The following is a 12,928-nucleotide window of genomic DNA, read 5'->3' on the forward strand; positions in this document are numbered from 1 at the left end:
TTCTCCTCCTTTAGTTCAATTGCTGAAGCATTTTCCAGATGAATACCGCCGTATCCGCGCGATTGGTCGGTTGCTTCGGCATAAAGCGGTTCTGACCGATACCTGATACAAGCTTCAGCCCTCTGGCCATTTTCACGGAATCCTTCGCCCAGCTGCTAATCGTCTCATCATCTGTGAATTTCTCAGCAGCAGCTATGCTGCTGTTCGGAAGCAGTTCCTGACTGCGCAAGGCATTCATGACGATGACAACCATCTGCTCACGGGTTACCGGATCATTGGGTCTGAATGTGCCGTCACTAAATCCTTTAATAACACCGAGCTTATTCAAGACAGCTATATCATTGGAATACCACGCCTCTGCTCCTACGTCAGAATAAGCAGTCTTAGCTAGATTTGTGGAATCAAGCAAATCTAAATTAAGGGCTCTCACGATCATAAAAGAAAATTCAGCACGGGTCACTGATTTGCTAGGAGAGAATAATGTATCCGATGTACCGTTGACGATATGTCTAGCTGTTAATACCTCAACCGCATATTTGGCTTCCGCATACATTGCTGTGGTATCCGCATACGGCCTGGAGTATTCCATGACGCGGTAAGTGCCCGCCTGCTTCGCAGCAATTGTAAATTTCCCGGTATCGGCCTGATGCACAGCGCCTCTCACATAATCCCATGTTCCAGACGTCTCGTTATAACGGTAGACGCCCAGCTTGTTGACATCCCGTCCAGACAGCGTATATTCCATCACCGCTTTTAGCTGTGCGTTGTCAATTTGCGGAGAATCTATATCCCATTTACGCAGTGAAGCTCTAATACTCTGAAGCAATGAATCATATTGAGATAAGTCGGTGGCGGAAATGACGTAGACGGTATCTACACCCGTTCCTTCTTTGTTTACAGGTACCACGGAGAGTCCTGCAACCGTTGACTCAGCCGCCTGCAGCAAAGCCTCCTTCTCTGTGGATGATAGCTCTGATTTCAATCCGTTAAGCAACGCCTGCAGCTTCTCTCCAGCCTTCATCGGATCCTTTTCATTCAATATGGCTTTTGCTCCATCGATGATGGTAGGTGCTGACGTTGCAGGCTTATCACTAGAACTCGTCTGCCCGCTGCTATAATCCGGCGCTTTACCATCCTGTTTGGCGATTTGGATGACGAGCGCTTCGCCAACTCCCGATGTAAGCCCTTTCAAATCTTTGTATCCTTGTTGATTCGTTTGCCGTTCACTGCCCACTGCTTTTATCCGCTGAATTTGGACTTCCACACCCTTATCCTTCAGCGCTTTAAAAGTGACATCTGCCAGATGGACTGAAGCTTGCGGGTTAGGCTGCAGCTGCTTCCTTGCTAAGGGTAAGTAAAGCTCCCCTTTTGTAGCGTCGTTCTGATATGCATCAAAGGAATCATAAGCCTCACCAGCTTTCACATCTTGCACTTGTAAAGCTTGCGCGTCATAAGCTAGCACAACTTCAACACCGAACAGATCCTCGAACTGCTCTCCGTTAATCTGCAGCTTGAACGTATCTCCGACGCGAATATTGCTTACATTGCCGCTAATTGTTATCTTCGAGCTTTCTGCCGCCCGTACCCCCGTACTCCCATAAGTAAATACAGTTGAGCTTATCAGGATCAAGCATAGGGCAAAAATCATTTTTTTCATCCTTACTTCCCCTCTCTTCGGATCAAGCATGGAATCCCTAATCATGAATCTATCATTTACCGGATTACCACCTCCCTTCGCAGCCTCGCAACAGCCTGCACATAGGAACCGGCAGCTATTGCGGGGCATTAAGGAGTACAAAATGATAACACTAGATTCGATCCATCACTTCACAGTTATTCATTTGTATTTTGCTTACGATATTCACTTGGAGAAATACCGTAATACTTCTTGAAGGTCGTTGTGAAAGTGGAAGAGTTCAAATACCCTGTCTTCTCCCCGATTTCACCGATCGTCAAGGAGCTGTCCTTCAGCAGTTCTTTGGCATGGGACAGCCTTACTTTGTTAAGATATTCCACGTAGTTGACCCCAAATGTCTTCTTGAAATAGCTGGAAAAATACTTTGGCGAAGTCTCCACGATCTCTGCGATATGATCCAGATACAAATTCTCCATATAGTGCAGCTCGATATACTGCGAAATGAAGCTGGGATTAAGCCGGTTCGTATCCCGGGCCTTGCTGTGCTTCGCAATGTGTTTCGCCGCTTCTATCAGGGTGTTCTCTATATCCATATAATCATGTGCGAAATCGATTCTTTGTAGAAATTGCTGCTCCAGCTTATACATCTCATCATCTGCAGTTGCCGTCATATTGGAATGCCTAAGCATATACAGGAACATCGTCTTGGCAATATGCGCCATCTGATGATGATGAACATTCCGATTCGCATTCTCCCCGAGCGTCTCGGAAATGATCTCCTTCGCCTCCTGAAGCCTCCCGTTCGACATATAGTTCGAGAGCTTCTCGATTTTATCGAATGGGAAATAAAGACTCCATCCGAATTGAATCTTCTCGGTATCCTGTACATGGGACGACTCATTCACAGTTCTGTATAGCAGACCATCCATTGCGCTGCGATAAGCCTGCTTATAATTTTTCAATTCGGTCGCATACGTCTTGCTTATACTCGCCCATACGGAATAGTTCTGCAGCTCCGCCTGTTCCAGACTTGCGCACAGCCGTTGCAATTGCTTCAACAAGGCGGCCCGATTAGCAGGCTGCTCCAGACCAATGAGCAATACAAAATGTAAATTTTTATCATAGAACACCTGAACTTCATCGCTCACTTGACACAAAGCTTCATTCAGCACCTCTGTGATGCTCTCCACCGCCATAGACGGCGGTTGATCCTTGGTCTTCGGATCGAGATGCACCATGGTCAGTACAAAATACTTATTGCATAACATGTCGCTATAACTGCTTTGCAGAAGCGAATTATGCTCGCTGGAGTAAGCGTGTTCATCGACCGTCTGAAGAAAGACGCTGCGCCTCGCTTCTGATTCCGCTTGCTTCAATTGTTCCTTCGTAGAGTCGATCTCCATTTGCATTTTGACAATACCACTAAGAATTTTACGGAAATCATTGCCCCGACTCGTACCGCCCAGCTGACGGATGATCTTCTTAACCGGCCGATTTAAATAAATGCTCAGAAGCGCAGATAACAGGACTGCGCTAATGATAGCCGACAGCATAATCATTTCATTGGCATCGACCACAGAATCGATATTCTGGAACTGATACGGCACTTTATTGATATAGATGAAATCGTTGAAATCCGATTTATAGAAATTGTATTGATAATCTTCCTTCTTCAAGGAACCTTCCTGAGATGAATTGAAATAGACCTCGTCGAGCACCCCGGATAAATCGGAGCTTTCGTCCGTGCTCAGTACCACGCTGCGGTCCTGATCGAGCACGATAAGCGAAGCGCCTGGAATCATCACCTTCTGATTCACATACTTCAGCAAAGCTGCCTCATCAATGAGAAGGATAATGTTCTTGTTGGACATACGAATTTTGTTCCCGCCAACGGCAACCATCAGCTTCTTTCTCTGCCAGGATGAATTCGTTGCGACTTTGAAATATTGCCCTGGCAGCAGTTTGAAGCTGTTCTTTCCCCGGATGTACGTACGCCAGTAGTTCTCATTATACAAGTCATGCTTATATTTCTTCTCGAATAACTGACTTAGGCTGCTCGTACCTACCGAGGTGATGGCCAGATCCATATCATCGTAGAACACAATCACATCCTCGATGAAGTCCACGGAAGATGCAAGTGAAGAAATGCTGTCCTGCATCGTATATACCTTGGCCATATCAATACGCCCTTCCTCCTCCGATTCCAGGCTGCTATAAGGAAGGCCATGAATCGTATGGATGATGTTGTTGACCGAGCGGAAGCTGTTATCGAAGGACTGTATCATCGTTCTTACCGCCAGCGTATTGTTCTGTGCAACCTTCTCGTAAATGCCTGAGATCGAATTCTTGAATACAAAATAATTGGATACATACATGATGCCGATGACTAAGAGCAGCGAACAAAAGATTTGCACGATACCCAGATTAGTAAAAAAACGCTTCAAGTCATAGTCATCCTTTCTCCTTGTTGTTTATCCAATTAATTATACATGAAATCGACTCATCCCTTCTCGGCGCCGATCATAACGCCCGAAGCAAAATATTTTTGAGCAAATGGATAGATCATTAAGACGGGAATCATCGACAGGATGATCGTGGCATTCTTCTTCGCCTGAGGAGCGAGTGCCGCTGCTTCGACCAAGCTTGAGCGGTTCCCATCATCAAAGATAAGCATATCCCGAAGTACGACCTGAAGCGGATACAAGGTTGAATCATTCAAATAAATCATCGGTAGGAAGTAGCTGTTCCAATGCCCCATGAAATAAAAGAGTGCGATCGATGCCAGCGCCGGTTTGGATAGCGGTATCACGATATTGAACAGAATCCGGTATTCAGAAGCACCGTCGATTAGTGCTGCTTCACGGACCTGATCAGACATGCCCTCATAGAAGCTCTTCAGAATAATAAGCTCCATCGTCCAGATCGCATTCGGAATAACAAGCGCCCATACCGAATCAGTCAATCCCAGCCCTTGCACAACCAAGTAGTTCGGGATGATGCCTGGATTGAGGAACATCGTTAATACGATGCCAAGCATCCAATATTTACGCCAGATGAAATTAGGACGGGACAGCGGATATGCCGCGATCGCCGTAATCAGCAAATTAATAAAGGTACCAAAGCTCGTATAAAAAATAGTATTCAAGTAAGCTCTCGGTATCCGTTTGTCTTTTAAGACCTCCAGGTAGGCATCGAAGTTAATGCCTCTCGGAAATAGCGTGATTTTCCCTTGAACTACGGAAGCCGTATCACTTATCGATATCGAGAAAATATAAATGATCGGATAGACTGTAATAATTCCAACGCAGATCAGGAGCAAGGCGTTGATGACTCCGAACAGATTGAACTTCGATTCTCCTACCATAGCCCCTTACCTCCAGCCTTTTTGCTTATGAAGTTGGCCGACAACAGCATGATCATAGCAATTAACGCTTCAAACATGCCGACAGCAGCGGCATAACTGTAATTGGATTCAACCAGACCTTTTCTGTATACATAAGTGGAGAATACATCCGCCACTTCGTACGTAGTCGGAGTGTACAGAAGCAATACCTTCTCGTATCCGATTTGAAGCATTTTACCAGTCTTCAGAATGAACATAATAAGAATCGTCGGCATAAGACTTGGCAATGTAATATTCCACAGACTCTTCCACCTGCTGCATCCATCCACCTTGGCTGCTTCATACAGCGTTGGACTGATTCCAGCGACCGCAGCGAGATAGATAATGGCATCATAGCCCGCAGTAGCCCAGATATCCGATGCGACGTAAATGGTACGGAACCACTCAGGCATAATCATAAAGTAAATTTTCTCAAATCCAAGCGCGACCATCAGCTTGTTAATCAAACCGGTGCTAGGCGATAAGAAGTCCATAACCATACTACAAATAATGACGATCGATAAAAATGCTGGCAAATAGGTGAGTGTCTGAATCGATTTCTTTAACCACTTCACTCGCAGTTCATTAAGCGAAATGGCCAAAAGAATCGGAATCGGGAACCCGAATAATAAAGTAAGAAAGCCTAATGCAAGCGTATTTTTGAATAATAGCAAGAAATCACTGCTTGAGAAAAAATTGGCGAAATGCTTGAAACCGACCCATTTACTGCCGAAGATGCCTTCGAATACGTTATAATCCTTGAACGCAATCGTTAATCCGAACAACGGACCGTACCGGAAAATAATATAAAACACAAGGCATGGCAGAAAGAGAACCAATAGCTGTCTGTCCCGTTTTATATGATTCCACGTCGAACTAAGCGATGTAGAGAACCGGGAGCCGCGCGGTGGCTTATTAAGTGTAAGGACCTTCTCCGTGTTAGGGTTTGGCACGTTTCTTCTCCTCCTGGATGTTGGCGAATGGCACTTGGAGCTGCTTAACTCGCCGTGCCATTCACCATCCTATTATCTGTTTTCTATTTATTTGTTATTGGCGTCAAAACGCTTTTGGGCCTGATTGTATACGTCGGCATATTTGCTTGCGCCCATTTTCTCAGCCGCAGCCAGCCAATCATTCCATTCCTTATCCCCATAGTTCTTGTTAAGAATGTACTTGGCATTGAATTCTTCCATTGATTTGATAATCGAGGTTTGCAGTTCGGCAATGGTTGCAATTTCTTCCTCGGTCAGATTAAGCACGGGATCAAGCGCTTCAAATTTGTTAGCAGAAAGTATTTTATCCTGAGCCTCTTGCTCTTTCTCTGTGAAGTTGTAGTATACAGAACGATGATCCGGGTTCAAGTACATCCCTTCAACCCACATCCCATAATTATCTTCCAGCGCTTTAATATCTACATTCGGGAGATCGGCCAATTCCGGATATACCGGCTTGCCGTTCTCATCAAAGTTAAAGTTTACACCCTCAATACCAAGCGTAATCAACTCTGAACCCGATGGGCTCGTCAAATAGTCAAGCAATTTGAGTGCAGCTTCTTTATTCTGGTTATTGGCAACTGCCATCCCGAAATCCGCATCGATTTTAGGCAGCGTACGAATGTTACCCGTAGGTCCGACCGGATTGCCGTAGCGCAGATCGTACTCAGGGTTCTCCGAGCTGACTTGGTTATAGAACAGGTCCATACGTCCGATCCAGTCCCATGTAACGAACGATTTGTCCGTTGTCATCTTGGCTGTCCAGGATTCCGGCGTGTCGGTCAGGAATTCTTGATCGAGCAAGCCTTCGTTATATAGCTTTTTCAAGAAGTCCAGCATATCTTTATACTCTGGCTGTACGCCTGCGAATTTCCAGGTGCTATCGGACTCATCATAATAAGCAGGGTAGTTTAAGCCCCCGATTCCCCAACCATAGGCAAGATCTCTGAAGATATCTCCCTTGGTTTTGGAAGCCATCGGATAAGAATCCGGATAAATTTCTTTCAATTTCTTGAGTGCCTGATAGAACTCTTCCGTATTGGTCCACTCAGGAATATTATTCTTATCGAAAATATCTTTTCTGTACATCATCCCATGGTTCACATCACGGTTCATGTTATAAATCGGCCATGTATAGAGGTTGTTGTTCTCATCACCGTATGAATTGGCCACCCATGGATTTTCATCGACGTACAATCTTTTGAAGTTCGGCAGCATATCCACATAGTCGTTAATAGCGACAACCGCTTTTTGCTGACCGATTTTCTTAAGTTCATCCGGTCTAAGTCCGTTGAAAATATCAGGCAGTTTGCCGGATGCGACAACCAAACGAATCTTGTCTTCGAAAGTATTTTTAGAATAGCTTTGGAAATCTATTGTAATTCCTGTGCGTTTCTCAATTTCCTTGGCGATCAGCTTGTCGTTAAGCTGAATTTCACTAACAACCATCCAAGTGAGTTTCGTTGGCTTATCAACTAACGGGAGTTTCAATCCGCCAGTATCACCATACTGATTGCTAGTATCTTCCACTACTGTGTTGCTAGCTCCTCCATTCTTGTCTCCGTTTGAAGCGCTCCCATTTTTGCCGCCGCCTGAACCACATGCAGCCAGCAGTGTACTTGCCATAATCAGAACAAGCACCATACTGAGAATTCTCTTTGACATTTTTTTGCCTCCCCTTGTGATAGGTGATAATTCACTGTGCCCGAGTCTCTCGTATCGGACAATTCAAATTGTAGGATGGGGGTTAACACTCCGTAAATAAAGCGTTTTCATCGACCGCAATTTTTCGGTATTTAAAATTATAAAAAAACGTAAAAACCTTGATATATCAAGCATTTTCGGGTGTGGAAAAAGCTAAAGAGGTGGAAAATGCTATATTCGCGTCTTCGTTTTTTTGGCTTTTTCCGCATTCCCGAATTTCTCCCCCTTCAATCGATGAAAAGATAACCAGTAAGATATGCTAATTCCTTACAAGTACTGGTTTAAAAAGTCAGACTTTCAGCACCGAGAAGGTTGGATGAAGCTAGGGACTGAGGAGCGGAGCGTACGTAGTTGGTACGTGAGCACCGGAAGGCCCGGCTGAATTCAAGATTCGATGTCGATTAATCTACCAGTGCTACTTCGTGATCAAAGGGGGACTTTTTAAACTACCTTTACAGGCGGACTGGATTTCCTGACTTTCTGCTCTCCTCAGCAGCTTCAACAAAACGGATGACCTCCAGCGTCTCCTGCCACCGAAGCGGAGGAATTCGGGTCTGGAACAAAATCATAATCTGTTCGAGCAGACTAGCATAAAAGGGCTTGGCCGCAAAATCGATCTCGATCGATGAGATTTGTCCCTGACGGTGAATTTCTGCGCTGAACGGAGTCCCCGGATGGCGACTGAGCCTGATCGTTCCCACACGACCATCTCTCCAGACTGCTGAAATATGTTCCACCTCTTCCGCTCTTGTTACATTGACCTCCACACAGTCGCTGCCCATAATGCCATACAGCAGCTCGACAGAATGTATACCGTACCAGTAATAGTAGGATTGCGTCGGCTCGACATCCAAAGGTCCACCGACATCGGTGCTAATCACGGACGCGGTGCCATACAAGGCCAGATCTTCTGTAATTTGCTGGGCATATCTTAGGGTCGAGCTGCTCATCAGCGGAACCTGATGCTCCTGGGCGATGCGGAATATCTCCTCCGCCTCTTGGCTGCATAAAGCCAGTGGTTTATCGACAAAAACCGGCTTGCCATAGGGAGCGATCCGCTTGAATTGCTCCAGATGCACCCTCCCATCCGCCGACGTAAGCAGTATGGCGTCGCAGCTTGCCGCAATCTCCTCTGGACTATCCATTCGGCGTACACCAAATTCGGTCTCCAGCGTGGCCATAAAGCCCTGAACCCGATCTGCGCTTAGCGCAAAATCCTCGGACCCACCTAAAAAAGCTGCTACAACCTTCCCGCCCGGAACATGATTCACATCGGACGGGTCGTTGAGCAGCCTGGTGAATGCAACGGAATGAGAGGAATCCGTACCTATAATTCCAATATTCAAGTGTTCCACCCTTGCTTTCCCCTTTCCAGACTGTTTATTAGTTTGCAGATAATCTCTGTAATGCTATAGCTGCAAGTAGGGCTGCACCAAGCGGAATACATTCTTCATTCAATTCATATTTCGGATGATGAAGTCCATAAGCACTGCTTGCGTTCGCGTTAGGACCTGAGCCCAACCAGAAGAAGCAGCCCGGTACATGCTGCAAATACACTGAGAAGTCCTCACCAGCCAAGGTCGGAGGGGCCTCTATTCTGCGTTCAGCGCCAATCGTACGGTCGATTACTTGTTCAACATGTCGGTTGCATTCCTCATAATTGACTAGTACCGGGGTCTGCTCGATATACTTCAACTTCGCCTGGCACTTATATCCTGCGGAGATTTGCTTAACGATCCGCTCTATTCTCTCCGGCATTTGCTTCTGAACCTTGGCATTGAAGGTGCGGATCGTTCCGGTCATCTCCGCGTAATGTGGAATGACGTTGTTTGCCTCGCCTGACTTGATGCTTCCGATCGTGACGACAACCGGATCAAACGGCGATACCTCACGACTGACAATGCTCTGCAGTGCCATGATGATATTCGAAGCACAAACGACGGGATCTATAGATTGATCCGGAATCGCCCCATGTCCCCCGCGGCCTTCCAAATGAATCTCAATGCGGTCCACCGAGCCCATCAAGGAGCCGTACCGCGTAGCCGCCAGCCCCGCTGAGAGTGTCGGAAGGTTATGCAGCCCGTAGATTTCATCAACGCCTTCGAGCGCACCCTGCTTAATCATCGCCTTCGCTCCCGCATTAATCTCCTCTGCTGCTTGGAACAAAAAGCGCACGGTGCCCTTTATTTTTTTATCGGCCAGCAGCTGCGCTGCGCCTAGCAAGATAGCTGTATGCGCATCATGCCCGCAAGCATGCATAATCCCCGGGCGCGTGGAAGCGAACTCTACACCCGATTCCTCATGAATCGGCAGAGCATCCATATCCGCCCGCAGCGCAATAACAGGCCCCGGCAGCTCGCCTTTCAGTTCGGCAACGAGGCCATACCCGCCAACCCCGCTGCGGTAATCTATTCCGAGCTGGCTAAGTCGCTGCGCTACCTTCGAAGCCGTCTCCGACTCCTGCAAGCTTAACTCGGGATGACGGTGCAGATCCCTGCGAAATGCGATCAGCTCCGTCTCAAGCTGCTTGCCCGCTTGAACTAATGATGGTAAATCCATCTTTATCCCTCCTCTTTCTCATACAGCTCTTTCATAATCCTCTTGCCTGTAGGGGTCTGTGCAAGTCCACCTAGCGCTGTCTCGCGATGCTTCTCAGGCATCATGCTACCAACCTCGAGCATCACATCGATAACTTCATCAGACGGAATAACACTTCTTATACCGGCCAATGCCATATCCGCTGCGGCCATCGCCGTAACCGCACCGAAGCCGTTTCTGACAATACAGGGGATTTCTACTAGACCAGCTACCGGATCACAAATAAGACCGAGCGTATTTTTTAGCGCCAGTCCTACCGCATGAACCGCCTGCTCGGGCGTACCGCCGCGCAGCTCCACTAGAGCTCCGGCAGCCATACCGATTGCCGAGCCTACCTCAGCCTGACATCCGCCTTCGGCCCCTGATACGAAGGAGTTATTGGCGATAACGTAACCGATCGCCCCCGCACTGAACAGGCCCTGAACCATATGCTCATCGCTCCAGCCAAACCGTTCCTGTGAGCTGACGAACACTCCTGGTATAATACCACAGGAGCCTGCCGTTGGAGTGGCAATAATCCTTCCCATCGAAGCGTTCACCTCGGACACCGCCAGAGCATAAGCCATTGCTGTGCAGGCTTCTTCTCCCAGTGAAGGAACGCCTTGCTGCAAATGAGCATGAACCCGTCTGGCATCTCCGCCAGTTAATCCACTGCGGGGCTGCATCTCGCTCTCTATTCCCTTATGAACCGCCTCTTTCATAACTTCATAGTACTCTGTCATCTGCAGGATGACTTGCTGATCTGTTTTCCCCGTCTCAGCCGCTTGTTCTGTAATCATCAACTGCCCGATCGTTACTGCTTCTTTCTCACAAAGCCGGATCAATTGCTCTAAATTCGCAAATCTCATCCTCTATCCCCCTTAACGCCAAGATGAATAAGACGAACCCTGTGAACATCCGGTAAGCTGCAAATTCTCTCGATAAATTCGCAATCTAATATCTCATCGCACTCGATCACGGTCAGAGCATCTCCACTTCTCGACTTCCGGTCGACTTCCATAAAACCGATATTGGTGTTGGAATGCTTGAATATATCTGTCATCTCGGCCAAAATACCGCGTCGGTCGGCGTGAAAGATCAGCAGAGTCGGATAGATCGCCGTAAATTTAACGTCAAAATCGTCGATACTCACGACCTCTATATTTCCTCCGCCGATGGAGCTGCCCGTTACAACGATCTTCTGGTCTCCCCGGTGTAGAATTATTGTTGCGGTATTCGGGTGTACTCCAGCCTTCTGTGCAGAGCGGATCTTCACCTTCATTCCAGCTTCTTCTGCTCGCTCAAAGGCCTCTCGGATTCGCAGATCATCCGTATCATAATCGAGTAGACCGGCGATCATGGCTAGATCTGTACCATGGCCGCGATGGGTTGTCGCAAAGGAACCGTAGAAGATGATCTCCACCTGCTCCGGCTGCTCCCCAAGGACATGGCGTGCTGTTCTTCCCAGTCGCACAGCCCCTGCAGTATGAGAACTGGAGGGGCCCACCATGCTCGGACCGATTATGGAGAATACATCCTTGAATCGCATGACATGAGCCCTCCTTAATTATTAATCTTCAAGCCATTCGGCCAGGTGTGCTGCCACAAATTCATCATCATGCAAATGTGGATAATCCCGATACATACGGTCGATTTCCTCCATCTGACCCGGTGACAGTGTCTCATGCGGGTTCAGACACCAAATGCCCTGCATCAGGCCTTGGCGGCGCAGTACTTCATGAATGCCTGGAATACAGCCGGCAAACTGATGCGAAGGATCAAAAAAGGCTGCATTGGTATCTGTCACTTGGATATTTCGGGTTAACCATTCTTTCGCGATTTCACCGTGAACGCGAGCAAGCTTGATTTCTTCCAGCAGCTCAACGGCTTTTTTCGTCCAGACTGCCCAATGGCCCAACAAGCCGCCGACAACGGCTTTTTCCACAAGCTCTCCATTCACTTCAAAACGGTAGGTTGTCAGTAGGTCATTGATGATATTGTCATCATTACCTGTATACAGTGCGATCTCATCCCGTCTGCTTGAATAGCATATAGCACGAGCTACATCGATGGATTGGTAACGGTTGAACGGAGCCATCTTGATCGCGACCACATTTGGAATCTCGGCAAATTGGAGCCAGAAATCGAAGCTGAAAATCCGTCCGCCAACAGACGGCTGCAAATAGAAGCCAATAACGGGCATGATGTCGGCAACCTGCTTCGTTCTGTCCAGAATATCCTGCTCACTCCAGTCGACTAGTCCACCCATACTGAGCAGAACAGCATCGTAGCCCAATGATTGCGTTAACCGCGCCTCACTGACAGCCTGCTCCGTAGGCCCACATACGCCGGCTACTTTAATAAATGGACGATCTATTTGGGACTTGGCGATCTCTTCTGCCGCCATTCTAAGTACAGGCTCAAACAGATTATGCTCTGGGTCACGAATTTCAAATTGGGTGGAATGAACGCCGATCGCTATCCCACCGGCCCCCGATGCGACATAATAACGGGTTAACGCCCGTTGATGCTTCTCATCCAATTGACGGTTTTCATCCAACGCTAGAGGGTGGGCAGGGATGACCAGGCCCTCGTGCAGCGCTTTCATCAATTCAGGTGAAAGTGTTGTAGCAGCCA

Annotated in this window: 10 protein-coding genes; all 10 read right to left on the reverse strand. The window is 47.5% G+C overall.

Annotated elements, in window-relative coordinates; all coding sequences use genetic code 11:
- Positions 1–10: 10 nt before the first annotated feature.
- The 10 genes from EI981_RS21545 to EI981_RS21590 all read right to left on the reverse strand — a co-directional run bounded on the left by EI981_RS21545 (position 11) and on the right by EI981_RS21590 (position 12,899).
- Positions 11–1,657, reverse strand: a complete 1,647-nt coding sequence (locus EI981_RS21545) for an S-layer homology domain-containing protein (protein WP_162616239.1) — start codon at positions 1,655–1,657, stop codon at positions 11–13.
- A 176-nt stretch (positions 1,658–1,833) separates the two neighbouring features.
- Positions 1,834–4,080, reverse strand: a complete 2,247-nt coding sequence (locus tag EI981_RS21550; RefSeq protein ID WP_227011525.1) for a helix-turn-helix domain-containing protein — start codon at positions 4,078–4,080, stop codon at positions 1,834–1,836.
- Between the two features lie 56 nt (positions 4,081–4,136).
- A complete protein-coding gene (locus tag EI981_RS21555; protein WP_127001744.1) occupies positions 4,137–5,000 on the reverse strand; it encodes a carbohydrate ABC transporter permease in 864 nt (287 codons plus the stop codon).
- Complete coding sequence (locus EI981_RS21560) at positions 4,994–5,878, reverse strand: ABC transporter permease (RefSeq protein WP_227011932.1); 885 nt, start codon at positions 5,876–5,878, stop codon at positions 4,994–4,996. The genes EI981_RS21555 and EI981_RS21560 overlap by 7 nt, the downstream gene beginning before the upstream one ends.
- A gap of 180 nt (positions 5,879–6,058) precedes the next feature.
- On the reverse strand, positions 6,059–7,675 hold the full coding sequence (locus EI981_RS21565) for an extracellular solute-binding protein (protein ID WP_127001748.1): 1,617 nt from the start codon (positions 7,673–7,675) through the stop codon (positions 6,059–6,061).
- Positions 7,676–8,166: 491 nt separating this feature from the next.
- The gene (locus EI981_RS21570) at positions 8,167–9,069 is read right to left on the reverse strand and encodes a Gfo/Idh/MocA family protein (protein WP_127001750.1); all 903 of its coding nucleotides are present in this window, start codon (positions 9,067–9,069) and stop codon (positions 8,167–8,169) included.
- Positions 9,070–9,097: 28 nt separating this feature from the next.
- The gene (locus EI981_RS21575; RefSeq protein WP_127001752.1) at positions 9,098–10,273 is read right to left on the reverse strand and encodes a M20 metallopeptidase family protein; all 1,176 of its coding nucleotides are present in this window, start codon (positions 10,271–10,273) and stop codon (positions 9,098–9,100) included.
- A gap of 2 nt (positions 10,274–10,275) precedes the next feature.
- The gene (gene sdaAA / locus EI981_RS21580) at positions 10,276–11,160 is read right to left on the reverse strand and encodes an L-serine ammonia-lyase, iron-sulfur-dependent, subunit alpha (RefSeq protein WP_127001754.1); all 885 of its coding nucleotides are present in this window, start codon (positions 11,158–11,160) and stop codon (positions 10,276–10,278) included.
- Complete coding sequence (sdaAB, locus tag EI981_RS21585) at positions 11,157–11,840, reverse strand: L-serine ammonia-lyase, iron-sulfur-dependent subunit beta (RefSeq protein WP_127001756.1); 684 nt, start codon at positions 11,838–11,840, stop codon at positions 11,157–11,159. The genes sdaAA and sdaAB overlap by 4 nt, the downstream gene beginning before the upstream one ends.
- A 21-nt stretch (positions 11,841–11,861) precedes the next feature.
- Complete coding sequence (locus tag EI981_RS21590) at positions 11,862–12,899, reverse strand: dihydrodipicolinate synthase family protein (protein ID WP_127004875.1); 1,038 nt, start codon at positions 12,897–12,899, stop codon at positions 11,862–11,864.
- Positions 12,900–12,928: the final 29 nt, after the last annotated feature.

The sequence above is a fragment of the Paenibacillus lutimineralis genome, from assembly GCF_003991425.1.
GTDB classification, from domain to species: Bacteria; Bacillota; Bacilli; order Paenibacillales; family Paenibacillaceae; genus Fontibacillus; species Fontibacillus lutimineralis.